The organism is Allobosea sp. 2RAB26 (assembly GCF_052115465.1).
Lineage (GTDB): Bacteria > Pseudomonadota > Alphaproteobacteria > Rhizobiales > Beijerinckiaceae > Allobosea.
In genome coordinates, this window is record NZ_JBFRGS010000019.1 from 61,292 (window position 1) to 87,291 (window position 26,000).

22 protein-coding genes are annotated in these 26,000 nt (G+C 65.0%); 14 read left to right on the forward strand and 8 right to left on the reverse strand.

Annotated features, from left to right (window positions below):
* Nucleotides 1-39: 39 nt before the first annotated feature.
* From AB4118_RS28035 to AB4118_RS28045, 3 genes are all read right to left on the reverse strand, one after another.
* Nucleotides 40-297 (reverse strand): helix-turn-helix domain-containing protein, encoded by a 258-nt coding sequence (locus AB4118_RS28035; RefSeq protein WP_441492828.1) that lies wholly within the window; start codon nucleotides 295-297, stop codon nucleotides 40-42.
* Between the two features lie 204 nt (nucleotides 298-501).
* Nucleotides 502-1,350 (reverse strand): diaminopimelate epimerase, encoded by an 849-nt coding sequence (gene dapF / locus AB4118_RS28040; protein WP_441492829.1) that lies wholly within the window; start codon nucleotides 1,348-1,350, stop codon nucleotides 502-504.
* A gap of 465 nt (nucleotides 1,351-1,815) precedes the next feature.
* Nucleotides 1,816-2,169: an antibiotic biosynthesis monooxygenase gene (locus AB4118_RS28045; RefSeq protein WP_441492830.1), complete on the reverse strand. Its 354-nt coding sequence runs from the start codon at nucleotides 2,167-2,169 to the stop codon at nucleotides 1,816-1,818.
* Between the two features lie 131 nt (nucleotides 2,170-2,300).
* Between AB4118_RS28045 and AB4118_RS28050 the strand changes: the two genes are divergently transcribed.
* The gene (locus AB4118_RS28050) at nucleotides 2,301-3,188 is read left to right on the forward strand and encodes a LysR family transcriptional regulator (RefSeq protein ID WP_441492872.1); all 888 of its coding nucleotides are present in this window, start codon (nucleotides 2,301-2,303) and stop codon (nucleotides 3,186-3,188) included.
* Between the two features lie 148 nt (nucleotides 3,189-3,336).
* On the opposite strand, the gene AB4118_RS28055 is transcribed toward AB4118_RS28050, so the two are convergent.
* Nucleotides 3,337-3,492, reverse strand: coding sequence for a hypothetical protein (locus AB4118_RS28055; protein WP_441492831.1), 156 nt, complete (start codon nucleotides 3,490-3,492; stop codon nucleotides 3,337-3,339).
* Nucleotides 3,493-3,693: 201 nt separating this feature from the next.
* Between AB4118_RS28055 and AB4118_RS28060 the strand changes: the two genes are divergently transcribed.
* Together AB4118_RS28060 and AB4118_RS28065 are read left to right on the forward strand one after the other, a co-directional pair.
* Nucleotides 3,694-4,884: a cupin domain-containing protein gene (locus tag AB4118_RS28060; protein WP_441492832.1), complete on the forward strand. Its 1,191-nt coding sequence runs from the start codon at nucleotides 3,694-3,696 to the stop codon at nucleotides 4,882-4,884.
* Nucleotides 4,885-5,682: 798 nt separating this feature from the next.
* The gene (locus AB4118_RS28065; RefSeq protein ID WP_441492833.1) at nucleotides 5,683-7,374 is read left to right on the forward strand and encodes an FAD-dependent oxidoreductase; all 1,692 of its coding nucleotides are present in this window, start codon (nucleotides 5,683-5,685) and stop codon (nucleotides 7,372-7,374) included.
* Nucleotides 7,375-7,596: 222 nt separating this feature from the next.
* Here AB4118_RS28065 and AB4118_RS28070 read toward each other — a convergent pair whose 3' ends face one another.
* The 3 genes from AB4118_RS28070 to AB4118_RS28080 form a co-directional block, all read right to left on the reverse strand.
* Nucleotides 7,597-10,425 carry an autotransporter outer membrane beta-barrel domain-containing protein gene (locus tag AB4118_RS28070; RefSeq protein WP_441492834.1) on the reverse strand — a complete coding sequence of 943 codons (2,829 nt, stop codon included), beginning with the start codon at nucleotides 10,423-10,425 and terminating at the stop codon, nucleotides 7,597-7,599.
* 897 nt (nucleotides 10,426-11,322) lie between these two features.
* Nucleotides 11,323-12,036: a substrate-binding domain-containing protein gene (locus AB4118_RS28075; protein ID WP_441492835.1), complete on the reverse strand. Its 714-nt coding sequence runs from the start codon at nucleotides 12,034-12,036 to the stop codon at nucleotides 11,323-11,325.
* A gap of 41 nt (nucleotides 12,037-12,077) precedes the next feature.
* Nucleotides 12,078-13,175 (reverse strand): YeiH family protein, encoded by a 1,098-nt coding sequence (locus AB4118_RS28080; RefSeq protein WP_441492836.1) that lies wholly within the window; start codon nucleotides 13,173-13,175, stop codon nucleotides 12,078-12,080.
* 263 nt (nucleotides 13,176-13,438) lie between these two features.
* Here AB4118_RS28080 and AB4118_RS28085 point away from each other — a divergent pair, with 263 nt between their 5' ends.
* From AB4118_RS28085 to AB4118_RS28130, 10 genes are all read left to right on the forward strand, one after another.
* Nucleotides 13,439-13,741, forward strand: a complete 303-nt coding sequence (locus AB4118_RS28085; protein ID WP_441492837.1) for a hypothetical protein — start codon at nucleotides 13,439-13,441, stop codon at nucleotides 13,739-13,741.
* Between the two features lie 236 nt (nucleotides 13,742-13,977).
* The gene (locus AB4118_RS28090) at nucleotides 13,978-14,214 is read left to right on the forward strand and encodes a hypothetical protein (protein ID WP_441492838.1); all 237 of its coding nucleotides are present in this window, start codon (nucleotides 13,978-13,980) and stop codon (nucleotides 14,212-14,214) included.
* Between the two features lie 662 nt (nucleotides 14,215-14,876).
* Nucleotides 14,877-15,347: a terminase small subunit-like protein gene (locus tag AB4118_RS28095; RefSeq protein ID WP_441492839.1), complete on the forward strand. Its 471-nt coding sequence runs from the start codon at nucleotides 14,877-14,879 to the stop codon at nucleotides 15,345-15,347.
* The gene (locus AB4118_RS28100; protein WP_441492840.1) at nucleotides 15,310-16,620 is read left to right on the forward strand and encodes a PBSX family phage terminase large subunit; all 1,311 of its coding nucleotides are present in this window, start codon (nucleotides 15,310-15,312) and stop codon (nucleotides 16,618-16,620) included. Before AB4118_RS28095 ends, AB4118_RS28100 begins: the two co-directional genes overlap by 38 nt.
* Nucleotides 16,617-18,905 (forward strand): portal protein, encoded by a 2,289-nt coding sequence (locus AB4118_RS28105; RefSeq protein WP_441492841.1) that lies wholly within the window; start codon nucleotides 16,617-16,619, stop codon nucleotides 18,903-18,905. Before AB4118_RS28100 ends, AB4118_RS28105 begins: the two co-directional genes overlap by 4 nt.
* 135 nt (nucleotides 18,906-19,040) lie before the next feature.
* On the forward strand, nucleotides 19,041-19,541 hold the full coding sequence (locus AB4118_RS28110) for a hypothetical protein (protein WP_441492842.1): 501 nt from the start codon (nucleotides 19,041-19,043) through the stop codon (nucleotides 19,539-19,541).
* Nucleotides 19,542-20,009: 468 nt separating this feature from the next.
* Nucleotides 20,010-20,801: a helix-turn-helix domain-containing protein gene (locus AB4118_RS28115; protein ID WP_441492843.1), complete on the forward strand. Its 792-nt coding sequence runs from the start codon at nucleotides 20,010-20,012 to the stop codon at nucleotides 20,799-20,801.
* Nucleotides 20,776-22,302, forward strand: a complete 1,527-nt coding sequence (locus AB4118_RS28120; protein ID WP_441492844.1) for a GNAT family N-acetyltransferase — start codon at nucleotides 20,776-20,778, stop codon at nucleotides 22,300-22,302. Before AB4118_RS28115 ends, AB4118_RS28120 begins: the two co-directional genes overlap by 26 nt.
* Nucleotides 22,299-22,838: an ATP-binding protein gene (locus AB4118_RS28125; protein ID WP_441492845.1), complete on the forward strand. Its 540-nt coding sequence runs from the start codon at nucleotides 22,299-22,301 to the stop codon at nucleotides 22,836-22,838. Before AB4118_RS28120 ends, AB4118_RS28125 begins: the two co-directional genes overlap by 4 nt.
* Nucleotides 22,839-23,706: 868 nt before the next feature.
* Complete coding sequence (locus AB4118_RS28130) at nucleotides 23,707-24,285, forward strand: cytochrome P460 family protein (protein ID WP_441492846.1); 579 nt, start codon at nucleotides 23,707-23,709, stop codon at nucleotides 24,283-24,285.
* 341 nt (nucleotides 24,286-24,626) lie between these two features.
* Here the strand turns inward: AB4118_RS28130 and AB4118_RS28135 are convergent, their stop codons facing one another.
* Complete coding sequence (locus AB4118_RS28135; protein ID WP_441492847.1) at nucleotides 24,627-25,124, reverse strand: GNAT family N-acetyltransferase; 498 nt, start codon at nucleotides 25,122-25,124, stop codon at nucleotides 24,627-24,629.
* Nucleotides 25,125-25,407: 283 nt separating this feature from the next.
* Here AB4118_RS28135 and AB4118_RS28140 point away from each other — a divergent pair, with 283 nt between their 5' ends.
* Nucleotides 25,408-25,872 carry a GNAT family N-acetyltransferase gene (locus AB4118_RS28140; RefSeq protein ID WP_441492848.1) on the forward strand — a complete coding sequence of 155 codons (465 nt, stop codon included), beginning with the start codon at nucleotides 25,408-25,410 and terminating at the stop codon, nucleotides 25,870-25,872.
* Nucleotides 25,873-26,000: the final 128 nt, after the last annotated feature.

Consider the following 26,000-nt stretch of genomic DNA (forward strand, 5'->3'; position numbering starts at 1 on the left):
GCTGCGCCCGGACCAGCGATGGCCGGGCGCTTTCGCGGTTCAGCCCCGGATCATCCAGGCGAGGTCGAGCGCGTCGGAGCGCACCGAGGCGGCCGCCACCGTGGGGTTTTCCCTGCAGACGGCGCATTGGAGCGAAACGCGTTCCATCGCCAGGGCGTGAAGGGTGTTGACCTCCTCCCCATCGGCCCCCGTCTCGATCTCCTGCACGGCTTCCGGGCTCAGGCCGAACTCCAGGGCAAGGTCGTCCTGGCTCAACCCGCAGGCCTGGCGAAGAGCGGCGAACTCGGCACGGGTCATCGGGCAACCTCGCTTGGGGCGGCAGATTCCGGGCAGCGCTGCAGCCGGGGAGGCGACCGCCCGGCTGAAGGAGCATACGAAAAAACCGGCGACCGGTCAGGCGATCAAACGTGCCTTGCGTCCTGTTTCGACGAAGACGCTCTAAACTATCGGAGTCGAGCAGGTTTTCTGCGTTCGGACGATCTCGCCCGAACGCAGCCTGAGCTAGGCCTTGTCGACAAAGCTGCCGTCCTGACGATGCATGGATTTGCCTGGGAGCGCGATTTCGCCACGGAAAACGGTCGCGACCCTGCCCGTCAGCCACACGCCGCTTCCAGCCTTCCAGGAAACACCCACGCTTCCACCATCACAGATGACCTCGACTTCCTCGTCGACAAGTCCACGGCGGATGGCCGCCACGGCCGCGCCGCACGAGCAAGATCCTGATCCCGCCGGCACGCCTCCGCCTCGCTCCCAAATGCGCAGCCTTATGCGCTTCCGGTCCAGCACTTGAACGAAATGGACGTTGGTTTTTTCAGGAAACAGAGGGTGGTGTTCGATCTGCGGCCCTGCCGACCAAGGGTCGATCGCCGAGAGATCATCAACGAAAAACGTGCAGTGCGGATTGCCCATGCTGCAAGCGGCAGGCTCGCCATCGAGCGGCAACCGCAATGTGTCGCAAGGCTCGGCGAGGGGAATGTCGCGCCAATCGAGCTGAGGTGCGCCCATATCGACGCTGATAGGCCCGTCCTGTGTCGACAGGCAGCGCAACACGCCTCGCTCGGTGCGCAAGGTCGTTTCCTGGCTCGCGGCCTCCTTCATCATCAGGTGAGCGACGCCGCGCGTTGCACTGCCACACGCACCCAAGGTCGTGCCGTCTGGATTCCAGAAGATGAGACGCGCGGCGGCATCGTCGCAGGGAAGCACCACCGCCAGTTGGTTGAAGCCGACGCCGCGGTTCCGGTCGCCAAGGAATCTCGCGATATCGGCATCAACCGGATTGGGGCTCGTGCGTGCATCGACGACGACAAAGTCATCACCGTTGGCATGCATCTTGACGAAGCTGAGAGTCATGCGCTTTCCCAGTCAAATCCGACGGTGCAGCCATGCGCTGCCCAGACCCCGGCATTGAACGTGGGCTGCCTGCCCAAGGCAATAACGGCGCGTCTTGACGCACGGCTGACATGTCGATTCAACGCGTCGTCCTGGCGGAAGCCTTGGGCGAGCGGATCGGTTTGGCGCAGGATGAATGGGCGCTGGTCTCTCCTTTGCTGCCGGCAGAGCGCGGGCGTGGCTGCCGACCCGCACAAGATAACCGCCGGCGACGAGGCCCAGGACGTTGGACCGGCGCGGGTGATTTGCGCCCGCGCCAGGAATGAGCGGGCGCTTCCGCGTTCCGGTCTCGCAACTCTGCAACCCCGCCTGAAGTCTCCCATGCGCGATGCGCCGGTCTCCATTCACCGATCTCGGCTTTCAATGCTCCGTCGCGGGTGAACATCTTCCGACCAGGGAGCCCTGATCGGAAGAGCCCCGGTCATTTTAGCCAACGGGCTGACCGGGAAGCACAAGGTCGGAAACCCTGTAGATGTGAAATTCGCTCTTCGAGACGGTGTCCAGCTGCTTGAATTTTTCGGCGAAGACCGGATCGGAAAAGAATTCGCCGACATTGTTCTCGTCGCGGATCGCCTCGATGTTCACGACGGTCTTGCCGTCCGTGCTCTTCGACAGGTTGCTCCAGAGGAACCCCTCCTTTCGCTCTGCGACATAGTGCACGACATCCTGGATGATCCTGAAGGCCTCCTCCTGCTTGCCGGGATGCGCGTGGATGACGTTGACGACGAAGACGGTGGGCTGCGGAGCGATGGCGAATTCGGCCTTTGGGGTATCGGTCATGGGATCTCCGATCGGGAAGGGCCGGCGGACTATCCCGCCGACGCCCGAGATAGACGGCGACACAGAGCGGAAAAAATGGGCTATGCCTCCGGAGATAACGGACATCGATGTCCGCAATGGAGGCGGCGATCGTGGAGACCATCGGTGCGTTGAATGCGTTCGTCGTCACCGCCGAGACGCGCAGCTTCGTCCGCGCCGGAGAGGCGCTGGGCGTGTCGGCCTCGGCCATCGGCAAGACGATCGCCCGTCTGGAGAAGCGCCTCGGCGTCCGTCTCTTTCACCGCAACACCCGCAGCATCGCGATCACGGCCGAGGGCGCCATGTTCCTGGAGCGCTGCCGGCGGATCTTTGGTGAGCTGGAGGCGGCGGAGCAGGAGCTGTCGCAGAGCATGGCGGCCCCCCGCGGCAGGCTTCGGGTCAGCCTGCCGCTCGCCGGCATGCTCTTCATGCCGACGATCACAAAGTTCATGCAGGCCTTTCCGGAGGTCACGATCGACCTCGATTTCACCGATCGCCTGGTCGATGTGATCGAGGAGGGGTTTGACGTGGTGGTGCGCACGGGCGAGATCAGCGATAGCCGCCTGATGATGCGGACGCTCGGCAAATTCTCGCATCGCATCGTTGGATCGAGCGACTATTTCGCCCGCTTCGGCACCCCGCTAAAGCCGCAGGACCTGTCGGCGCATACCTGCCTGCACCACAAATATCCCTCATCCGGCAAGCTGGAGCGCTGGCCGTTGCGCGACGACGCGGATGCGGCAAAACTCGATCTGCCGATCTCATCCATGGCCAGCACGCTGGAGCCCCTGATCAGCATGGCCGAGGCCGGGCTCGGCGTGGCCTGCCTGCCGCTCTTCACGGTGGGGAAGCAGATCGCCGAGGGAAAACTCGTTTCCGTCCTGGCCGAGCATGTCGAGGATATCGGTGAGTTCCGCATCCTGTGGCCCTCCAGCCGCCAGCTCTCCCCAAAAATTCAGGCGCTCGTCACCTTCATGGCGGAGAATCTGTTTCGCCCCTGACGGCAATCTCCGAACCTGATGCGAGTGCGACGGAGACCGGCACAGGCGCCAGCAGGCGAGGGCACGTGCCGCGGGGATCAGCTTCGGCTGCGGCTGAGTTGATGCGTCAGGCCGCGAATTCATCAATCGGGAGCGACTGGGCTAGCGCTCACCTGAACGTGATGGTTCCCCGGCTCGGCAGCATGAACATCAGGCAATCCTGCCAATGCCAGGGCATCGCATGGCCACCGCCCCCGACCAGCGCCGCATCGTCTTCATCCGCCGCCCGCGATCCTGCCGCGCCGCCGCGGCTTGGCTGGGCCATGGCCGTGACGCAGAGGCCCGCACCGGCGTCCGAGGCCCCTGTGCCGGGCCGCTCCCGGCCGGCCTGGATGAGCCCGCATCATCCGGAGAGATGATGCCGGAAGCCGCCGGCATGATAGAATTTCGGGGCGCGGAACGGCGCGGAAACGGGGGGGAACAGGCCGGCCGGCGGACAGCCCGCTGGAACCACAGGAGAGACGTCATGGATTCCATTTCACGTCGACAGATGCTCGCAGCGACCGCTGCGGGAGGGCTCCTGACGACAACGATCGCTGCGGAGGCGCAGGCTCGCCTGACGTCGTTCAAAGCGGGGGATGGAGGATATGGGCGGCAGGCCGTCGAGCTGCCTCCGGGCGACAAGGTCGCCTATCACGATCCCAAGGACATCAGCGAGATGCCCGATTTCCGCTTCTCGCTCGACGGCAACACGCCCAAGGTGACGTCCGGTGGCTGGGCGAAGGAGGCAACCGTCCACCAGTTCCCGATCAGCAAGGGGATTGCCGGCGTGCACATGTTCCTCGAGCCCGGCGCCTCGCGCGAGCTGCACTGGCACGCGATCGCCGCCGAATGGGCCTATGTCATCGATGGCCGCTGCCAGACGGTGGTTCTCGACCCGTCGGGAGCGAGCGAGATCAATAATTTCGGGCCGGGCGACCTCTGGTTCTTCCCGAAGGGCCATGGCCACGCGATCCAGACCATCGGCGACAAGCCCTGCCACTTCATCCTGTCCTTCGACAATGGCGCCTTTTCCGAGCACGGCACCTTCTCGATCACGGACTGGATCGACGTGACGCCCAAGGATTTTCTGGCGCTCAATTTCGGCGTGCCGAAGGATGCGTTCGACGCCTTTCCCAAGGGCGAGACCTATATCCAGGCGGGCGCCGTGCTGCCGGCGTCGGAGGCGCTCGATGCTCCCTGGCCGAAGGATTCGACGCATAAGTTCGCCCTGCTGCACGACAACCGGGCGGTGCGCGACTTCGACGGTGGCACCTTCCGTCTTGCGACGGTCGACGAATGGCCCGTCTCGAAGGCCATGTCCGGCGGCGTGATGACCATCAAGCCGGGCGCCATGCGCAAGCTGCACTGGAACGTGAACGCGAACGAGTGGCACTACTACCTGCGCGGCAAGGGCCAGGTGGCGCTCTTCGGCTCGGGCGGGCGCGGCAAGGTGGCCGAGTTCAAACCGGGCGACGTCGCCTATATCCCGCAGGGCTTCGGGCACGCGGTCAAGAATGTCGGCGACGACGATCTCGAGATCGTGCAGACCTGGGACAATGGCAAATTCGAGGAGATCGACCTCGACAAATGGGTGCAGTCCAGCCCGCGTTATCTCCTGGCCAACAACTTCCCCGGGGTTCCCGCGGCAACGATCACAAGGCTGACGCAGCGCTGAGCGGCGCGGCGCTCCCGCCGCGAGGGTCCTGAACCCGCAAGCTGCCGATCATGGCTCGCGCTCGCCGGCCCCCAGGAGCGAGAGCCACGACAGGGGTCACGAGACAGCGAACCAGCGCCGCCCCCGGGCAGGGCAGGGGCAGGCCGCTCTTCGCCTCCCGTCTGACGCGTCCGGCTCCGAAGCCACCCTGACGGAAACACCTTTCGCGTTCGCACGCTCGGTTCCGGCGTTAAACCAGTTCCAGCACCATCTGTAAGAAGCCTTTCCTTTTATCGGCTTTTCCCTTTCGCGGGCGTTGCCCGGCGCGCCGTCCCGGCGCCGTGCCGATCAGCGACCGAGGGCTGCAGCCCCATGGCTGACGTCTGGGACGTCCGCTTCGCGGGGCGCTGGTTGGCTGGAATGCCGGATTCTGGAGCGGGACGAAGGCCTGTTCTTGGCGCGCCGCCGCCGCGAAACAGCCGCCTGAGCTGACCGGCTGACCTGGGTGGAAAGTGGGTGTTCATGGAGCGCTGCCCAGGTGTCTTCATCGCCCCAAGAGCGGACTCTGGCCTTCTGCCGGAAAGCGGACCTTGGCGCGCTTCGCCGATCCTTGCCTGCATAGTATTTCGCGAGTTTCAGCGCGCGCGGGCCGCCCTCTGAGAGGCGCCTCATGATACTTCGTAGCTGAGCAAATTCCCTTTCCGTCAACGTTTCCGAAGGCGCCTCAGCTCGCGCCCGCGTGATTGCGGTCAAGCTCCTAATCTGGTCGGATGGTGTCGCGCACGAGAAGTGGCAAAGGCCCGATACGGAGGTCACCCCATGGCAATCGGCGAGGCTCGGCGAGAGCAGATTTTTCCGACACTGTCCGCCCTTCAGATCGCGACGGCGCGTCGCTTCGCGAGCGGTGCACCGCGCCGCTTCGACCCTCGTGACGTCGTCTATGAAATCGGCGCCCGCAACGCCCCCTCTTGGCTGATCCTCGATGGCTCGGCTGACGCGATCCGGCGTAGCGCAGCCGGCCAGTCGTCGGTGGTCACCACCTACGGTCCCGGTCAGTTCACCGGCGAGACCAATCAGCTCTCGGGTCGTCCATCCCTCATGTCGGTCGTGGCGGGTGACACTGGCGCGGTCGCGATACCCTTTGATGCGCCGCATCTCCGTGCGCTTGTCATTGGATCGGCGGATGTCGGTGAAACGATCATGCGCGCCTTTATCCTCCGGCGCGTCATGCTGATCGAGGAGGGGCAGACCGGCGGCGCAGGGTCGATCCTGATCGGACGCCGGGATGATCCCGACATCGTCGGGTTGTCGGGGTTTCTCACCCGCAACGGCTACCCTCACACGGTCATTGCCGCATGCGAGGCAGAGGGTCGCGAACTGGTCGAACGGCTCGGCGTCGCCCCCGAAGATCTGCCGCTGATGATCTGCCCGAACGGCACATTGCTCAGAAGCCCGAGCAATGCGGATGCCGCGTCCTGTCTCGGCATCACACCTGATCTCGATCCGAAGATTGTCCATGACGTGGCGGTCATCGGGGCCGGGCCGGCCGGGCTTGCCACTGCCGTCTATGGCGCATCCGAAGGGTTGTCTGTCCTGGTCCTGGACAGCCGCGCCTTCGGCGGCCAGGCGGGCGCATCCGCCCGGATCGAAAACTATCTCGGCTTTCCGACCGGCATCTCCGGACAGGCCCTCGCGGGGCGGGCCTTCAATCAGGCGGCGAAGTTCGGCGCCGAGCTCGCCATTCCGCTGACCGTCGAATTGCTCCGCTGTAACGGAGCGGGTGCGGAAGCCCCGTTCACCCTCGAGCTCAGCAACGGTGGCACTGCGCGGTCGCGCACCATCGTGATCGCTTCGGGAGCGCGCTACCGGCAGCCCGACATTCCCAATATCGACGAGCTGGAGGGGGCCGGCGTTTCCTACTGGGCATCGCCCGTCGAGGCGCGACTTTGTGCCGGCGAGGACGTCGTCCTCGTCGGCGGAGGAAACTCCGCGGGCCAGGCGGTTGCCTATCTCGCACCGCAGGTCAGGCATCTGCACTTGGTGGTGCGCCGCCCCCTTGAGCAGACCATGTCCCGGTACCTGATCGATCGAATCGCGGCGTTGCCCAATGTCGAGCTGCATGTGGGCAGCGAGATTGCCGATTTGCACGGCGACCGGGCGACAGGCCTGACCGGGACGACGTTTCGGGACAGCCGGACTGGTGCGATCCGGGAGTGCACGTCGCGCCACCTCTTCCTGTTCATCGGTGCCGATCCCAATACGCACTGGCTCGACGGCTGTGTGGCGCTCGACGGAACGGGCTTCGTCCTCACGGGGGAGCGCGCCGGTGACGGCGGGCGGCTGCCGCTCGAAACCAGTTGCCCAGGCATCTTTGCCGTCGGAGACGTGCGTGCCGGCTCGACCAAGCGGGTCGCCGCCGCCGTTGGCGAAGGTGCCGCCGTCATCGCGCAGATCCATTCCGTCCTGACACGGAACGTCGGACCCGCATTGAATGCGGTGCCGCAAGCTTGATGGAACGTGACCTCTACAACACCCCAGGGCCAGCTACGCTGAGGTGCATGCTCCGTTCAGCGGAATCTTGAAAGCCTTCGAGGGGCGGGACTGAAGTGCGCCAGAAGCGGACATTGGCTGATTGCCGAAAAAACAGACCTACGGAGCGCCGTGCATGACGGCCGGCGTCCCGTCCCTGGCGGGCTGGAATTTCCGCTTTCCGGTCTGGTCCTGCGGCCCCGCTTACCACCTGTATCGGATCGCGCCCTTGCCGCCGAGGCTCCTGCTGTTCTCGCCGAACTCGCCGTCGAAGGTGGCGGCGATGGAGAGGCCGTTCCTGAGGTCGAGCTCGGCGGTGGCGCTGGTGCGCAGGGCGTTGCGGTCGAGCGCCGCGCCGCTGACCAGGAAGGTCGCGCCCGGCAGCGATTGGAAGCTGGCGATGGCGGTGGTGGCGGTATCGAAGTTGTGGACCCAGGCGAGCGCGCCGCGCAGCGCCAACGGTAGCCCGACGAGGCTGAAGCTGGCATCCGCCCGCAGGCCGAGCTCGCTGCGCGTCGAGGTGACGTCGCGGGACGCGTAGGACAGCGCGAAGAGGCTGGTGCCGGCCGGCGCCGTCTCGGCATAGTTCGGCAGCGCGATCATGGTGAACTGCGCCGCGGCGTAAGGGGTCAGCGCCGTGGGGCCGAGCGCGAAGCGATGTCCGGCCTCGAGCCGGCCCGACCAGCTGTTGACGTCGAACTTGGCCTCGAGACGATCGCCGCCGACGCTGCGATCGGTGGTGACGTCCTGCCAGCCATAGGCCAGAGCAGCCGAGAGATAGCCCTGCCCGAAATGCTGGCGCAGGAAAAGGCCGGCCTGGAACAGGTCGGATTTGCCGGAGCCGAGCCCATAGGTGTTGAAGCTGGTGGCGCCGCCGGCCAGCGCGAAGCCGGCGATGGTCGAGGGCGTCAGCTTGTAGTCGGCGCCGACGGCGGCGCCATAGACGCGGTTGGTGTTGGCGGCGGTGCCGGCGCTCGCATCGGCGCCGGTGAACTGGGCGCCGCCGAAGCCGCTGCCCCAGACGCTCCAGCGCCAGGCATCGGGATCGGCGGTCAGCGCGAGCTTGCGCGTCGGCAGGTCGGTGTCCTTGCTAGCGGCGGCCTTGCCGGAGCCATAGGCGGCATAGGAGGCGAAGCTGCCGGGCGCGGGCGCGATCGAGACGCCGCGGCCTTCGGGCGAGGCATCGACCAGCGTGCCCATGAACTGGGTCATCGCGCCATTCGTGGCGGTCTGCGTTCCGGTCGCCGGCTCGCCCGACGCGTGCGTCAGCCCCTCAGGCGTCAGGCCGCCGAGTTCCAGCGGGATACTGCCGTTGCTGTCAAAATAGCTCTCGACTGCGTTGGCGACGCCACTTTGGTTGGAAGTGAAGCTGGTGCCGGGTGGTGGCGCCATGGCCAACGTCAGATTGAGATAGACGTTTTGAGAGCCATAGCTCAGGGCCGCCTTGAAGCCGGCGGGCAGGTTAGTGTTGGTCTGGCTGACGAATTGGCCATAGATACCGCCGCTCGACTGGAGGATGGTGTACTGCTTCGAGACATAGGTGCCGGGAGCGAAGCGCGCGTTGACCTTGCCGCCGTCGAGATGGGCCGAGGCGGAAACATTGACCCGGCTTGCGTCAGATGACGAGACTTCCACCGCATAGGTCGAGCGCGAGCCGAGCCTCAGGACGCCGTTGACGTTGAGCGTGCCGATCGGGTTGCCGGGCGCGAGCGTGCCGCCGCTGATGATGGTCTGGCCGACCGTGCCGGTGCCTCCAAGCTCCCCGCCTGACACGATCACCGCATTGGCGAGCGAGCCGTTTACCTCCAGCCTGCCGCCGTAGACCCCGGTTCCGCCTGAGTAGGTGTGGGCGCCCGAGAGCGTCAGCGTGCCGCTGCCGGTCTTCATCAGGTCACCGGTGCCTGAGATGACGCCCGCGTAGCTGGTGTTGATCGACTGGTCGACGGTCAGCCTGCCGCTGCCCAGGGCGACAGTGCCCCCCGTGCCGGAGAACGAGGAGGCTGTCAGGCCATGGCCGCCGAGATCGAGCGTGCCGCCGTTCACGGTATAGGCCGTGGATTGGACGGGGCCGCGACTAAATCTGTCCCATCGCAACGTGCCGGCCTCGACCGTCGTGCCGCCGGTATAGGTGTTGGCGCCGGTCAGCGTGAGTACGGACGTGCCGACCTTGGAGACACTGCCTGAGCCCTTGATGGCGCTGGATAGGGTGACGTCGGTGGGGCTGTCGAGGACAAGCGAGCCCGCGAGTTCGATATCGCCTCTCAACGTCGTTGAGCTGTTCAGGGTCAGAGCGTTTGTGCCGCCGGTGAAGGTGATAGCGTTGGCGCGCACGGTGCCGGAACCATTGAGGCCGCCACTAACATTAGAATTGGAGCCAAGGATGATGGACAGATTGCTGCCGACGATGGCGGCGCCGCCCACGCCGTGCGAGCCATTAGCCGTTCCCCCAAGGCCGCCAATCCCGCCATTGCCTCCGGTCACCACGGCAGAGGAGCCAATGAAAATGGTTTTGGCGCCGGTGGATGTGAAGTAGAGCGCGGCACCGCCGCTGCCTCCAGCACCGCCGTACCCATTCGTGGACCGACCACCCGCACCGCCATTGCCGCCTATGAGAGTGCCGGTGTTCGATTGGGTCCACGTCCCGCTGCCGGTGACGATTGCGGCTGTGCCGCCCGCGCCGCCGCCACCGCCGCCGCCGTGGATCCAGGGCGAAGCCTGACCTTGCCCGCCATGGACGCCCCAGCTTGAGCTTACCAGGCCGGGGCCAAGATACCCATGGGTGCCGCCGCCGCCACCAGCGCCGCCGAAGGCCGAACTGCCGCCTGAGCCACCGGTCGTCAGGCCGGCCCCACCGCCACCGCCACCGCCACCTTGGCCACTATTATTGTCGCCGCCAGCTCCGCCGGCGCTGGTAAGAGAGTCCGTGCCGCCCGCACCACCGATCCCACCAGCGCCACCGTCGGCCCAGCCGGGCCCGGCCGCCAGCATCAAGACGAGAGACGAGACCGCGACGAGAGCGGTGGAGCGTGTCAAAGCGCAGCGAAGGGGCGACGGGCTCGGCGTCGGGACAGTCAGGTCGGCAAGCATAGAGATAGTCAGCCCCATAGTCCGGATTGATGCGGATGACCCAGAGTAAGCCATTGCGGCCAACGATTCGGCAATGAACTTGTCTATTGGCGATGGGGCGAGCCCGTCAGCGGGAGGGCCCTGGTGACGAGCCCTATCGGGTGTCGGGCGGCCGTGACTGAGGTCCGCCTCCGTCGCAGGGCGTCTGGTTCGCTTGCTGCCCGGCTACAGCATCAAGTCGGCAGGAGCTTTCCTGGTCTATCCATCAGTGCGGTACATGCGGCCCGTGATCAGAGCCTTCACGGATTTTGCCATCGCTCGCCTCCGCGCCGCCGGCCAACCCAGCTCGCTTCCTTCCGCGCCCTGGCGGGCGGGGTTTGGAGATGTTGGTACGGCGCAGGCTGCGGCTGGATTTGGATCCCGGCGCCGGCCATAAACCGTCATTCCGAACGGCAGATAAGGACAGCATCGGCAGCTCGATCGCGGGCCTCAGCGAACTGCCCGGAAGCAGACACTCTAGATGTCAGCAAGGGGCCAGCTCCGGTCGCCAGATGCCTTCGAATGCCTCGGTTGGGTCGAGGCCGGGCACCGCGCAGATCTTGCCGGAATGCCTGCAGCGGGCGATGAGCCAGGTAGCGAAAACGCGCGGAGCGCCTGGGCCCGGCTTGACTCGGGCGGCGCCCGGGCTGTGGTGCGGGTTGGCAGGTTGCAGATCCCTGGGGAACGCTGTCCGACGCTCGGCCCTGGCGCCCCGGAGTATGCCGCGAAAAAGTGGCAACGGTTTTTCGCATCGAGCATGCTCCAGACTATGAGAGCCGATCACGTTTTCTGCGTTTGGGCGATTTCATCCAAACGCAGCGTGATCTACGCCTGCATCCAGCCCCATCTGGAGAAGATGCGTTCGCCCTCGGTCGAGGCAAGAAACGCGGCGAAGCGCCTGGTTTCGGGGCGCGCTTGTCCGCGCTTCGTCAGCGCGATGCCGGTGTCGCGGGAGATGCGCAGCTCCCGTTCGACCGCGACGATATCGGCCAGCGCCGGGTTCGCCACCTGCCAGATCGACCAGATCAGCCAGGCGTCGAGCGAGGCGTCGTCACTCCAGGATGTCCTGGCGTCGGCGCTGTTCTTCGCGACGCGGGCGATATTCGCCCGGAGGGCCCTGACATCGGCGATGCGTCCGAGCCGGCCGGCGACATCCTCCAACAGCCCCTGCTGGCCGGCGCCGTTGACGACGAGGATGCGGTGCCCGGGGGTGAGCAGGTCCCTGACGCCGCCGATCCCCCTGGGATTGCCGGGCCGCACCAGGATCGCCGACGGGCGCAGATAAAGCGGCTGCACGGTGGCGGCGTCGATATCCGGCAGGGCTTCGATGAAATCCGACATCATCACCTCGGAGCCGCTGAAGATCATGTCGGCGTCCTTCGCGGCCTGCTCCTTCCAGGCTGGAAGCAGCCCGGATTCGACCTGCACCGCGACGCCCTCGGCCTTGCCGAACGCGGCGGCGGCACGGGCGGGGGTGGCGAGCGAAAGCGCGAGCGCGGCTGTCATCAGGGCCATGTCGCGGCGGCTGAGGCTGGTCATGGGGCAGTCCTTTCCATGGTCGGGGCCCGAGAACCGGCGCCTCACGGCACCCCGATCAGGTGGATGAGGCCAAGCGAGATCGCCGCGAGCGCCAGCAGCGAGAGGATGACGGCGGCTGCGACGCGGGGGCCGGCCCTGGCGACGGAGCGGATGTCTACGCCGAGCCCGAGCGCCGCCATCGAGACAATGGTTAGCAGGTTCGCGATGGTGGCGAGTGGCGCAAGCAGGACCGCCGGAATCAGCCCGGCCGAGCGCAGCGCCGCCAGCACCAGGAAGCCGAGGATGAACCAGGGCACGATATGATGCGGCGCGATCCTGTGCGGGGCAGGGCGATCGCCAGCCGTCACGTGAGGTGCCGGCGCGTCCGTTTCCGCGCGCAGCCGGCCAGACAGCAGCGAGAGTACGAGGATGACGGGGCCGAGCATCAGCACGCGCACCAGCTTGACCAGGGTCCCGATCTGGATTGCCGCCTGGCCGGCTGGCGCCGTCGCCGCAATGACCTGGGGCACGGCATAGACCGTCAGGCCCGACAGGATTCCGAACTGGTGGACGCTGAGGCCGAGCGCCGGGATCAGGAGCGGCAGGCACAGCACGACGGCGACCCCGAGCACCGCGGTAAACGCAATCGAGGCGGCGACATCCTCGCCATCGGCGCCGATGACCGGCGCGGTGGCCGCGATGGCTGAATTTCCGCAGATCGAATTGCCGCAGGCGACGAGGATGGCCATGCGCTGCGGCAGTCCGAGCAGGCGGCCGATGCCGTAGCTCAGCCCGATCGCGACGAAGACCACGGCGGCGATGCCAAGCAGAAGCGGTGCGCCGGCGGTGGCGATCGTGGCGGCGCTCAGCGAAGCCCCGAGCAGCACGACCGCGACCTCCAGCAGCGTCTTCGCCGAGAACGAGATGCCGGCGCGCCAGCTTCTGGCGGGGCTCCAGAGCGACCGGACCAGGGTTCCCAAGAGAATGGCCAGGACGAGCGCCTCGAGCCAGGCGCGCTGGAAGAAGGCGGTCTCCAGATGCTCGACGGCGAGAGCAGCCCCCGACACGGCCAGGCAGAGCAGAAGGCCAGGTCCAAGGCGCTTCAGGCTGCCGGGGATCCGGCCGGTTGAGCTCGTTTGATCGTGGATTTGCAGCGTCATGGCGGCACCTGGCAGTTCGATGCGCCGTGTCTGGGCTTTTTCATTAAAGCAATCCAACATGTTGTTTGTCTTGTTTCGATCGATCCGATCGATCATTCCTACCGCGGGCTCCTTTCGGGCCGCGCAGGCCATCCGCGCGCTTCTCGGAGACGCGCCCGCCGCAATAGCGCGCGCAGCCGCAGGGATGACGAGGCCAGCGAACCAGGGCGCCGGTTGAAAGCCTCTGCGGCCTATGCTCTGACCGGCGCAGGAGGAAGGGTTTCATGCTTCGCCATGCCGCAATCATCGTCTCGCTCGCACTCGCCGGGTGCCAGGCCGCGAGCGACGCTTCGCCGGGGCCGCAGCGCACCGCTGTCCGGCCGGGCGCCGGCAATGCGACGCTCGAGGCGCTGGCGAACAGGGACGCCGCCGCCTGCATCCGCGAATCCAACACGGCGGCGGCGAAACCGGTCAGTGGGGCGAGGGGCGCCGGCGCAGACCAGGCGACCGCCCGCCGGAGCGACGCCGTGAAGGCGGTCTATGACGACTGCATGGCCAGGCGCGGCTACGCCACGCCGCCGGCGTGAGTGGAGGCGCCCGGCAGCGCTCCGTTGGCTCAGGTCGAAGGCTATACACAAAAATCGCACATAGGGGGTTTACATGCGTTTTTTGTGCATGCTATGCCTTTATTCAAGGTGGTGATTTGCGCCCGGGCCAGAGATGGCCGGGCGCTTTTGATTCAATCCTCTTTGCCAAGTTGCGCTCGACGAGCTGCTCGGTCCGATTGAAGGGCCCGCCGATGTTCTTCCTGCTGGAGAGTCCAATGTCGGAGATTGATGCCTTCTTGCGCGATTTGTCTTCGCTCGGTCGGCGCTATGGCTTCGCGTTTGCAGGGGAACCGCAGATTTACCGGATGGAGTTCGATGATTTCGCGTTCGACTACTCGCTGGCCGGCGATAGCACGTTAATTCTTGGGAATTCTTACGCTGATGCCGGAGCCAGGACCGGGTGGGATGCCGAGCGCAGGCTCGACGCCATTGCTGCCACGCAAGTCGATTAACAAGGTCCCTGGCTCAACTAGAAGGCCGATCTTCTCCTCGGACTCGCGGCGGGGACTCGCCACCTCTTTCGCGCGATAGACTTGTAGGCGGGGGATTCCGCTTTCAATCGCTCTGCGGCTGAGCCCACGTGCAAAGTACCGATTGAACTCGCTTTCGGCCAGAACTTCTGCAGCGTTATGGGGGACTTTGGCGGGAATGATCCTACCCGTGGCAAGTTTCCGCTGCGTTGTCTGATTCAAAGTGCCCGGTACGCGCAATTGTCGCGCCAATGAAACGTCCGAACCCGATCGTGCTGCTTCGGTTATGTAGTCGGGCCAACTCCCTTGTGCCCGCTGGCCGAGATGCGAGCTGCGGTAAATCTTATCGGTCGCGATATCCATCTCGATTTCCTCGACCATAAACCGTCGAGTTTCCTCATCGAGGTCTTCGTATCTAAATCCCATATCGTTCCCCTACCGCAATCTGCGACAAGGCATCCTCTTACGTCACTCAAGTACGAGTCGAGTATCTCTCTACGGCATCCACAGCAAAGTGGCGCACAGACATATATTCACTCTTGGCCAGGCCGCTCGACAACAACGCCATGTGAATATCCACGCAGGCGCTCGCGCCGCCAGCCGGCTCGTAAGGCTCCCGCCCCGCGCCCCGAGCGGGGTTTTTCATGTCCGGACCCGCTGCGATGGCGCGCTCCTGCCTGTTCACCCAAAAGCTTGCGGACCTGATCTGCGAGCGCATTGCCGATGGCCAGAGCCTGCGCGCGATCTGCGCGGAGGCCGGCATGCCGGCAACCGGCACGGTCTTCCGCTGGCTGGAGGCCCATGAGGGTTTTCGCGGGCAATATGCCAGGGCGCGCGAGTTCCGGGCCGATACGCTGTTCGACGAGATCCTCGAGATTTCCGACATGCCGGCCGAGGCCGAGGCGGTGAAGGCCGGCAAGGCAGGCTCTGAGGCCGTCAAGAGCGCCGACCAGCGCAAGCTGCAGATCGAAACCCGCAAATGGATGGCCGCAAGGCTCCAGCCGCAGAAATACAGCGACAAGCCGCCGCCCGCCGCTGCCCCCGGCGCGGAGGGCGCCCGCATCGAGGCCATTCGCCGTGTCATCGTCGACCCAACTGGAGATTCCGACAGCTAGGGTCTTTGCCCCGCTGCTGGAGCCGGCGCGCTACAAGGGCGCCCATGGCGGGCGCGGCTCCGGCAAATCGCATTTCTTCGCCGGCCTGCTGGTCGAGGACAGCTTGCGCGAGCGCGGGCTGCTTTCAGTCTGCATCCGCGAGGTGCAGAAGACGCTGAAACAGAGCGCAAAACGCCTGATCGAGACCAAACTCGCGGAATTCGGGCTCGGGCCGGCCGAGGGCTTCAAAATCTTTCGCGACACGATCCAGACGCCGGGCGACGGCGCCATCATCTTCCAGGGCATGCAGGACCACACGGCGGAATCGATCAAATCGCTGGAAGGTTTTAAGCGCGCCTGGATCGAGGAGGCGCAGACGATCTCGGCCCGGTCGCTGAGCCTGCTGCGCCCGACGCTCCGTGCGGAAGACTCCGAGATCTGGTGCGGCTGGAACCCGCGCCGGCGCCAGGACCCGATCGACCAACTGTTGCGCGGCGCGAGCCCGCCGACCGGCGCCGTCGTCGTCCAGGCCAATTGGAGGCACAACCCATGGTTTCCGAGCGTGCTTGAACGGGAACGGCAGGACTGCCGCCGCGACAATGCCGAGCAATACGACCATATCTGGGAGGGCGGCTATGCCAGCATCTCGGTCGGAGCCTATTACGCGACGCAGCTCGCCGAGATGCGCAGCCAGGGCAGGCTCGGCGCGGTCGGCCCCGACCCGCTGATGACGATCCGCGCGATCTGGGACATTGGCGGCACCGGCGCCAAGGCCGATGCCTGCGCCATCTGGATCATGCAATTCGTCGGCCGCGAAATCCGCGTGCTGAACTATTACGAGGCGCAGGGCCAGCCGCTCGCCAGCCATGTCACCTGGCTGCGCGCGAATGGTTACGGCAGCGCGCTCTGCATCCTGCCCCATGACGGGGCGAGCAACGACAAGGTCTACGACGTCTCCTACGAAAGCGCGCTCAGGGAAGCCGGCTTCGAGGTCACCGTCGTGCCGAACCAGGGCAAGGGGGCAGCGATGCAGCGCATCGAGGCGGCACGGCGCCTGTTTCCGGTGATCTGGATCAACGAGGCGACGACCACGGCCGGGCTCGAGGCGCTCGGCGCCTATCACGCCCGCAAGCACGAGGCGCGCGATATCGATCTCGGCCCCGAACATGACTGGGCCTCGCACGCGGCCGACGCTTTTGGGCTCGCCTGCGTCGTCTACGAGGAGCCGCGGATGGCGAAACGCGAGCGCAAGCTCAGGCTCGCCGGCAAGCCCGGCGGATGGATGGCAGCATGAACATGACAGCCAGGAATGAGGCCGGGATCGGCCGGGACAGTGATCAGCAAGACGGCGACGCGATGGCCATCGACGACAAGGGCGCCGAGCTGACGGCAGCCGACGACAAGGCCAAAATCGTGCGCGATGCGCTAAAGGTCTATGACGACTGGATGGAGCGCGAGCGGGCCAATATCGAGGCCGGCTATGACGATCTCGAGTTCCGCGCCGGCAACCAGTGGCCTCCCGAGATCGAGGCCGCGCGCATCGAGGAAGGCCGTCCGGTCCAGACCATCAACCAGATCCCGCAATATGTCCGCCAGGTCACCGGCGACATGCGGCAGATGCGGCCGGCGATCAAGGTCATCCCGGTAGACGACCATGGCGACGAGGAGAAGGCCGACGCGCTCGCGGGCGTGATCCGCTATATCGAGAACCGCTCCGATGCGCCCGGCGTCTATTTTCAAGGCGCCGACAGCCAGGTCACCTGCGGCATCGGCGCCTGGCGCGTGAAGACAGAATATGCCGGCGAGAGCACCTTCAACCAGGAAATCCGCATCGCGCCGATCGAGGATGCGCTCGGCGTGATGTTCGATATCGACGCCGTGCTGCCGACGCGCGAGGACGCGGTGAAATGCCTCGTGCCCTTCGACATGTCGCGCGAAAAATTCAAGGCGCTTTACCCCGACGCAACGATCACCGATTTCGCGCCGTCAGGGGCGGGAGGTGCGACGCGCGGCGACTGGATCGCAACTGATACGATCCGCGTCGGCGAATACTGGTGCAAGACGCCGGTCAGGAAGACGCTGGCGCTGCTCGACGACGGCGCGATCGAGGATGTCTCCGGGGACGTGGCCCGCGCCGAGGCCTTGAAGGCGAGTGGCGTTCGCGTCGAGAAGCGCGAGTCTTACAGGCTCCATCGCTCGCTCGTCACCGCCCATGAGGTGGTCGAGGGGCCGGAGCTCTGGCCGGGCTCGCATATCCCGATCGTCCCGGTGATCGGCGAGGAGGTCCGCATCGGCCGGCGCATCATGCGCCATGGCGTGGTGCGTTTCGCAAAGGACCCGCAGCGCAGCTACAATTACCTGTCTTCGGCGCAGACCGAGGTGACGGCGCTGCAGCCCAAGGCGCCCTTCATCGGCACCGAGAAGAATTTTGAGCAGTACCAGGATGTCTGGGAGACGGCGAACCGCCGCAACCACGCCTATCTGCCCTATACGCCCGATGGCGCCAATGGCAGCATCCCGCCGCAGCGCGTGCAGCCGGCGGTGTCGTCGCAGGGCATTGCCGAGGGCATCGAGCGGGCGGCGCGCGACATGCAGTCGGTCATCGGCATCTACAATTCTTCGCTCGGCGCGCGCTCCAACGAGACCAGCGGCAGGGCGATCCTGGCGCGCCAGCGCGAGGGCGACACGGGCACTTACGTCTATATCGACAACTGGGCCCGCGCGATCCGCCATACCGGCAAGATCCTGGTCGACCTGATACCCAAGATCTACGACACGGCCCGCGTGCTGCGGATCATCGGTGAGGATGGCAAGACGCAGGAGATCCGGATCAACCAGCTCGGCGGCGTCGCGGCCGACGGCATGACGCCGCGGCTCTCGAACGATGTGACGACCGGGGCCTATGATGTCGCGCTGCAGATGGGGCCGAGCTATGCGACCAAGCGCGAGGAGGTCCGCGACGGCATGACGGCCTTCATCCAGGCGGCGCCGCAGACCGCGCCGCTGATCCTCGACCTCGTCGCCAAAGCTCAGGACTGGCATCTCGCCGACGAGATCGGCGAGCGCCTGGAAACCGTGCTGCCACCCGAGATCCGCGCGCTGAAGGCGCAGAAGGCGGGCAAGCCGGCGCCGCAAGCGATGACGCCGCCACCGCCCGACCCCGGGCAAGAGGCGGCCCGGCAGATGGAAATGGCGAGGTTGGAGGCGGAGCTGGTGGCCAAGCAGGCCGAAGCCCGCCGCAAGCAGGCTGAAGCCGGCAAGGCCGAGCTCGCGCTGGAAGCTGCGCAGGTCGCGCAGATGCTGGCGCGTGGGGCGAGGGAGCAGGCGGCTGAGCCGCAGCCTGACCCGGCGCTTGCGGGTATGGCGCAGGCGATCGTCGAGCTGCAGGGCGTGGTTGGGGAGATCGTGCAGGCGCTGCAGGCGGGGCCGGGGGAGGCGCAGGGTTTTGGTGGGTCGATGGCTGGGCCGGAGCCTGAGCCCTTTACCGAGCCGATGGCGGACGTGATGCCGATGGACCGACCGCCGCCCGCCGAGGCGGTGTCGTCAATGGCTGAAGCGCAGGGTTCACCGCAGGTCTGACCGCTTCGGGCGGCTTCTGTATACGTATCAAGCCCGTTGGGCCGCAGCAAAGGCGGCGGCGAAGACCCATCATCCAGCCCTGGACTGCCCTGCTGATCGAGTGGATGGATGACAGGAGTGCCAAGGGGTTGTGCAATGGCTGCGCTGCAGGATGTTCATGAGGTAAGGCGGCAGTTCGGGCGCCCGTACAAGCGTGCGGAACACCAGTGGATAGCAGACGCTGCCGATGAGCTTGCTCAAGAGGCGGCGGCAGAAATGGTTGCCCGCGGACATGCGGAGGCCGACCTGATTTTCGGTGTAAATTTGCTCATGTGCTTTGCGTCCGGCGGGCCCAAGATCAGCGTTGGGGCAATTCGGTTCGATCGAAGTTACGACTGGGATGCTGACTACAAGCGAGCTAGCGAAAGTCCGCTCACAGGTTACGCCAAATTCTCCGATATGCCGGGCGATGTCGCGTTTCGCGTTGCTGGGCGGTCTATGGGGATGTTCCTGGGGGGCTGGATTTTGCTGGATTTCCAGCAAAAGTACATGAAAGCAGCCGGCACGAGCGAGCCTGGTACCACAGCGGTTGTCGATGCCATTATCGTCAGTGCGAGGGTTGTTCCCGCTCGCTCGGTGACGGGAGTGGCGGTCTAGGTGGGCGTCAAAGCAGCTGAAAATGAACCGGGTTCTGAACCGATGGCGGTACTGATGCCGATCAACCAGCCGTCGCCCGGCGAAGCGGGCTCTTCAATGGCGGAACTGCAGGGGCTTGGCCCGCGATTCTAGCCGCATCAGGCAGGCGTTGGCGCAACGTGGATGCGACGGTAGTGACTCCCAAAGTCGCGTTTGGGTCCTGATCGTACCAGGGGTAGACATTGGGGCCAGTCCAAAGAGCGAGTGTTCCTGTCGCCTCATTGGAGATGCGCCGAGATGTCGTCGACCATAGGGGAATGAGGAATAGATCAGGGGCGCTGTCGGTTAGCTTAGGTACGAGATAGTTCAAGCGGTCAATCGACATGGGTCGCCTCGGTCGCGCCCCTCCCGCAGTGCACAAATTCCTTGGAGGAATATGATCTCAGTGTCATATTACAATCGGAAGCTCCGCGGGAGTACGAGGGCAGGATGAAAGTTGTTGGCAAAGTGTTCGAACCGCTTCCAGACCGCTCCGACACCGTGGATGCGCACATCGGTCAGCGCCTGCGACAGATTCGCAAGCTTGCCGGCCTCACCCAAGCACAGGTTGCTGAGCGTCTTAAGGTCGGACAGTCCGCTATCACTCGGCTCGAGGGCCGCAAGGATCTCCACGTCTCGACACTGCGCGAATATCTCGGCGCTATGGGGGCGACGCTGCGGATCGATGCCCACTTCTCCGACGCCGCTGCAATGGTGACCAATCTGCGCGAGGCTGATTTCTGCTTCGAGCAGATCGACGAGAATCAGCTGGTGCTCCCCATTTTTTACGAGGACCGGCTCCCGCCTCATCGCGACGTCGTTTTCAGCATCAAGCCAGAGTACAGCCGGAAGATCATCAGCGGCGAGAAGACTGTCGAGTTGCGCCGGCGTTTTCCGATGTCCGTTCCCGCCGGAACTACCGCGCTCATCTATGAGACAAGTCCGACCCGCGCGCTGTCCGGCATCGCCGAGATCGGCGTGGTGCATCGCCGGACCCCGCAGGACATCTGGCAGATATTTGCCGAGCGGGCCTGCATTGCCCAAAAGGAATTTGATGCTTATTTTGCGGGCAGCGAGGTTGGGTACGCGATCGAACTGAGGCACGCCCGCCCTCTACGGCGCCTTTTGGAGCTCAGCGAGTTGCGAGATCGATTTAGCTTCGAGCCGCCACAGTCCTTCCTCTACGCGACGCCAAAGATGCGGGATGCCCTCCGTTATGAGTGCGCCGAGGTTTCTCATTGATACAAATGTCTTCATCGGACTTGAGGATCATGCTGAAGTAGCCCCGGACTTCGCCTCCCTGCAGCAACTGGCGGCGCGGCACAGCGTCGGCATCTATGTGCATGCGGCTGCGATAGACGACATCAAGCGGGACAAGAACGAAGGCCGGCGCCGCGTCTCGCTGAGCAAAATTCAAAAATTTCCCGTTATCAAGAAAATGGCAGGCATTGAGCAGGCGGTCCTGGAGGCCAAGTTCGGGCGAATTCGCCGCCCGAATGACCTCGTCGACGCCACGCTGCTCCACGCCCTCGAGATCGGCGTCGCGGACTTCCTAGTCACCGAGGACCAAGGTCTGCACGAACGTGCCGAGCGGATCTCGTCTACATTCGGCGCACGAGTCCTCTATGTCGCTGACGCGGTCTCGTTCCTGCGCACCACCTACGAGGCGGTCGCCGTCGTCTTCCCGGCGGTCGTGGAGATGGAAGCCAACACCATTTCGCAGGACGATCCAATTTTCGCGAGCCTGCGCAGCGACTATCCTGGCTTCGATGCCTGGTGGCGCGAGAAGTGCGTCAAGCCGATGCGGAAGTGCTGGGTCGTCATGGACGAGAACCGGGTCGCGGGCCTCGTCGTGCGGAAGGACGAGAAGCCGGGTGACACGGACGCATCGCTCCCCGGAGATAAGATCCTCAAGATTTGTACGTTCAAGGTCCGTCCCGAGAGTCGGGGCGTGAAATTAGGCGAGCTGCTGCTCAAGCAGGTGCTTTGGTATGCACAGTCGAACAAGCACGACGTGGTCTATCTGACGACCTTCTCTACACAAGAGACACTCATCTCTCTGCTCGGATATTATGGCTTCCGTCATACTCACGACAACGCGAACGGCGAGATGGTGTACGAAAAGGAGCTGGGCCGCGGCCGCCTAGAGCCTGCCGACGGGGTCTCGTTGTTCGATCTCGCCCGCAATCACTATCCCCGCTTCGCGACCGGCAACGGAGTTGCCGCTTACGCGATCCCAATCCAGGAGGAGTTCCACGAGATACTCTTCCCGGAGTTGGCTGATCGCAGTCAGTTAAGCCTGTTCAACGATACCGGCTTCCTCACACCCGGTAACACGATCCGCAAGGTGTATCTGTGCCGAGCGGCGGCGCACATCTCCCAGCCGGGAGCGTTGCTATTCTTCTATAAGGGCAAGTCTGATGCGCTCCCTTCTCAAGCTATCACCACGGTCGGCGTGTTTGAGGAGATGAAGCTTGCGCATTCGACACAGGAGCTGCGCCGCCTCGCCGGCGGGCGTTCCGTCTACAGCGACACGCAGCTCAGAGGGATGCACGCGACCGAAATGCGACCCGTGAAGGTGATCAACTTCCTGCTCGCAGCGCATCTTGAGCCCCCCATGCCGCTCGCCGCGCTTCAGCGCAGCAAGGTTTTCGCAAGCCATCCGCCGCAGTCGATCAAGAGCTTGAAACCCGTCCAGCAGCTGTCAGTACTCGGGCAGGGCTCATTTGGTTTTGCGACATGAGCTGCCGCATCGCGCTTCTCGGTTTATCAGGAGCCGGCAAGTCCACGCTTATCGCTAAGGTGCGCGAGAGCGTGCCGCTACTCCATCTTCAAGCGAGTGCTCTGATCAAGGCCGAGCAGGCGCATCGCGAGCGGTGCCCCGACAGCTCGGAGACCCTGCGCACGGGAGCGGTGATCGACAACCAGGCGCTGATGATTGCGGCCTTCCGGCGAGAGGCGGAGGCCACCACGCTTCCAATTGTCTTCGACGGGCACAGCGTCATCGATGGTCGCGACGGACTCGTCGAGATTCCCGCCTTCGTGTTTGCGTCGCTCGGCCTGGATGCGATCTGCTATCTCGTTGCCGATCCCCAATCGATTGTTGAGCGGCGGCAAGAAGACCTGGCAAGGGAGCGTCCGGCTCGAGATGTCAAAACCCTGGAGGCTCATCAAATATTCGCGCAGGCCGTTGCACAGCGCATAGCCAGCGAAATTGCCTGCTCCTTCGCTATCATCGCTGATGGGGCCGCCGACCACCTGATAGACCTGGTCAGTTAAAATCGCAGCGGCTTTCAGGTGCGATTAGCATTCGGCTGGAAGCGGCGGAACGGGCAATTGTCCTATAGGTTTGCATTGGAGCGGGCCATGCGGCGAAGGTCGGTTTGAACTTGCCCCTCGAAAGCAGGTGGGCGGCATCGTCAACCGGAGAAACCGCAGGGCGGGCCCTGCAGTTCTGTCCGCTTCGCGCAGGCATCGTGTTGTTCGATAGGCCCCGCCTAGAGCAGGAGCCAACCGAACACGACATTCAGGCCGCTTACCGCTGCAGTGGCGGCGTAGAGCACGCCCATGCTTCTCCGTGCCCCTGGTGCTCGCCTCCGCCTCGCCGTCAGGAGGGGAATATCCCGCAGCAGCGACACGGATAAGCTTCCGAATTTCAGGACGCCGCCGAACGGAGCCGCCAGGCGCCGCCACGCAGGCGCCATCTCCGAAAATACAATGGCTGCGCTCCCCACGAGTATGAGGAACAGCCCAATAAAAGCCAGGGCGGTGAGGATGAACGAGGCCCGCCATTGGGAGGCTTGGACGTGCACGATGAGCCCTCGGCGGCACTGAGTTGCCAATCATAGAGGGCGCAACACAGATCGGTCTATCCAACGGTCAGGGGGGCAGACCCGGTTGCTGGGCAGCCCCGAGATTCAGCGCCATCAGGATGCCCTCACGGCAGACGCCATGGCGCTGCCAGTCGCGCCGGTGCCGTCCTTTGATCTGGACGCCGAGCCGTTCGTAGAGGGCGCGCTGCCGCGAGTCGGGCCTCGGTCCAGCGGGCGGCGGCCGAGGCGCGGCCGGGTCGAGGCAAGCTGATGACGGCAGGCATGGTATGGTGCGACGGGCGCATCGCTCCGAGCGCCTTCATCAGGAGGGAGCCATGTCTGAACAGCCTCGCTCGCCTTCCCGCAAACTGCCGGCCGCTTGCGCCATCGCCTTTGGCGTGGCGCTCGCCGTCCTGGGTGGCATGGCGCTCGCCCAACAGGACAAGTACACGCTGAGCGTGCCGGGTGGGCTCGCGTTCTCCGAGTTCAGGGGATACGAAAGCTGGCAGGTCGTCGCCACCAGTCAGAATGACAGGCTGGTCGCCGTGATCCTCGCCAATCCCGTAATGATCGAGGCCTACCTGGCCGGCATTCCCGGGAACGGCAAAGCTTTCCCCGATGGCGCCAAGATGGCGAAGATTCACTGGAACCCGGCAAAGAACCAGTATTTCCCGGACACGACGGTGCCGGGCGCCCTCCATGACGTCGACTTCATGGTGAAGGACAGCACCAGGTTTTCAGATAGCGGCGGATGGGGATGGGCCGTGTTCAACCATGACGCCGCGGCCAACACGTTCACGCCGGGCACCCTGACCGACCAGCCGCCGCAGGGGAACGACGCCAAGTGCGGCTTCTCCTGCCACACGGGCGTGAAAGCACGGGATTACGTTTTCACGAACTACGGCAAGCGGTGAGGGGCGGAAGGGTGAATGGGCCCGATCAGGCTCAGCGATAGCCGAGGACGCGGGATCATGCGCGCCGTGGCTGCCTTCCGGGCCATGTCGCCAGGCAGCGGTGACGACCGGCGCAGCGGCGGGCGTCGGCGGAGGTCGGAACCGGGCAGAGCTTGTCCGGGCCGGTTGCTTACCAGGGCCTGGTTCGATGTCTGCTCCTTCATGAGGCGGCGTCACAGGAACACAAGGGGAGAGCGGCCACTAGATCATCGGACAGGAAATCGTATCCGGTCCGATGATCTAACCTTTTGTGATTGCATCGGCTTTTCCGAAAACCGCAATCCACTTTTCGGGCCGATGCTTTAGGGCGCCCCGAGATCCAGCGCCATCAGGATGCTGTCGCGATAGACGCCGTCGCGTTTCCAGTCGCGTCGGCGCCGTCCTTCGATCTGGAAGCCAAGCCGCTCATAGAGGGCGCGCGCCGGCTCGTTGTCGTGGAGCACCGACAGTGTGACGCGCTCCAGCCCGCGCTGCCGCGCCCGGTCGAGCGCGAGCGTGAGCAGGCGCCGGCCGAGGCCAAAGCCGCGATGGCTGGCGAGCAGGCCCATGCCGAGGCTGCCGACATGGGCGCGAACGGGCGAGGCGTCCGGGGCAATGTCGCACCAGCCGACCACGTCGTCATCGACCGCCACGAGCTGAGGCGCGTTGGCCTCGCGCAGGCCGGCGATGAAATCCGCGTAGCGCTCGATCGGCGGCGCGCTCAGGCGCGAGAGCCAGCGGCCCTCGCGGGCGACGTCATCAAGGCAGCGGTGACAGCCGGCGAGATCGCTCGCGGCGGCATCGCGTAATTCGACACTCATCTCAGTCCTCAGCCTCAGGCCAGCATGTCTCGGGCAGAGTAGAGCCGTAAGCGACGACCAGAGGGAAGGGTGGGGAGGGGCGAGCCTGTGTCCGCCGCGACCGATGGCGGAGATGCCGCCACGATGACCGCACGCCCGTATTCCGGCTTCTCGATTGGCAGGAGACAAGCAGTCCGGCGCTGTGAGTGTCTCGGTCGTGGCGAAGGCAGCCGTTGGCGTCTGCCGGATCGGCTGCTAGGTCTGGCCCTCCCGTGTTCGGCTGAGGCGAGTGATGAGAATCCAGGTGCGTTCTGCGCGAGCCGACGATGCCGGCGCAATCAGCGCCGTGATCCTCGCCGCGCTGCGCGAGACCAATGCCAGGGATTATTCCCCGGACATCATTGAACGGGTGGAGAAAAGCTTCAGCCCCGCTGCCGTGTCGGAGTTGATGGCCAGGCGAACGATGTTTGTTGCCATGGCCGCAGAGCAGCTCGTCGGCACGGCGAGCCTGGATGGGCGGGTCGTGCGGAGCGTCTTCGTGCGCCCGGACGTTCAGGGCCAGGGGGTCGGTAAGCGTTTGATCGAAGAGATCGAACGGACCGCCCGCTACAGGGGCGTCGCAGTCCTGGCCGTTCCGTCCTCCGTCACAGCCGAGCCGTTCTATGCCAGGCTCGGCTTCACGGCGGTTCGCGACAGCTATCATGGCGAGGAACGCACGATCGTCATGGAGCGGAGCCTGACGGAGCCGCAGGATCGGGATGGGTCATAAGCCGGCTTAAAGGACACGCAAATGGAGCCCGTTCGCGTGATCGTGGTTCATCGGATGCCCTTGCAGGCCTCACCGGAATATGGCCCCTTGAGGCACTTCTCCTCGCCCAGGCTCTGCGATTTTCGCCG

Bases quoted from the DNA above. Each gene is read 5' to 3' on its own strand.
- AB4118_RS28035 (WP_441492828.1), bottom strand. From the start codon at position 297: ATGACCCGTGCCGAGTTCGCCGCTCTTCGCCAGGCCTGCGGGTTGAGC.
- dapF (WP_441492829.1), bottom strand. From the start codon at position 1,350: ATGACTCTCAGCTTCGTCAAGATGCATGCCAACGGTGATGACTTTGTC.
- AB4118_RS28045 (WP_441492830.1), bottom strand. From the start codon at position 2,169: ATGACCGATACCCCAAAGGCCGAATTCGCCATCGCTCCGCAGCCCACC.
- AB4118_RS28055 (WP_441492831.1), bottom strand. From the start codon at position 3,492: ATGGCCCAGCCAAGCCGCGGCGGCGCGGCAGGATCGCGGGCGGCGGAT.
- AB4118_RS28060 (WP_441492832.1), top strand. From the start codon at position 3,694: ATGGATTCCATTTCACGTCGACAGATGCTCGCAGCGACCGCTGCGGGA.
- AB4118_RS28065 (WP_441492833.1), top strand. From the start codon at position 5,683: ATGGCAATCGGCGAGGCTCGGCGAGAGCAGATTTTTCCGACACTGTCC.
- AB4118_RS28075 (WP_441492835.1), bottom strand. From the start codon at position 12,036: ATGACCAGCCTCAGCCGCCGCGACATGGCCCTGATGACAGCCGCGCTC.
- AB4118_RS28080 (WP_441492836.1), bottom strand. From the start codon at position 13,175: ATGACGCTGCAAATCCACGATCAAACGAGCTCAACCGGCCGGATCCCC.
- AB4118_RS28085 (WP_441492837.1), top strand. From the start codon at position 13,439: ATGCTTCGCCATGCCGCAATCATCGTCTCGCTCGCACTCGCCGGGTGC.
- AB4118_RS28090 (WP_441492838.1), top strand. From the start codon at position 13,978: ATGTCGGAGATTGATGCCTTCTTGCGCGATTTGTCTTCGCTCGGTCGG.
- AB4118_RS28095 (WP_441492839.1), top strand. From the start codon at position 14,877: ATGTCCGGACCCGCTGCGATGGCGCGCTCCTGCCTGTTCACCCAAAAG.
- AB4118_RS28105 (WP_441492841.1), top strand. From the start codon at position 16,617: ATGAACATGACAGCCAGGAATGAGGCCGGGATCGGCCGGGACAGTGAT.
- AB4118_RS28110 (WP_441492842.1), top strand. From the start codon at position 19,041: ATGGCTGCGCTGCAGGATGTTCATGAGGTAAGGCGGCAGTTCGGGCGC.
- AB4118_RS28115 (WP_441492843.1), top strand. From the start codon at position 20,010: ATGAAAGTTGTTGGCAAAGTGTTCGAACCGCTTCCAGACCGCTCCGAC.
- AB4118_RS28120 (WP_441492844.1), top strand. From the start codon at position 20,776: ATGAGTGCGCCGAGGTTTCTCATTGATACAAATGTCTTCATCGGACTT.
- AB4118_RS28125 (WP_441492845.1), top strand. From the start codon at position 22,299: ATGAGCTGCCGCATCGCGCTTCTCGGTTTATCAGGAGCCGGCAAGTCC.
- AB4118_RS28130 (WP_441492846.1), top strand. From the start codon at position 23,707: ATGTCTGAACAGCCTCGCTCGCCTTCCCGCAAACTGCCGGCCGCTTGC.
- AB4118_RS28135 (WP_441492847.1), bottom strand. From the start codon at position 25,124: ATGAGTGTCGAATTACGCGATGCCGCCGCGAGCGATCTCGCCGGCTGT.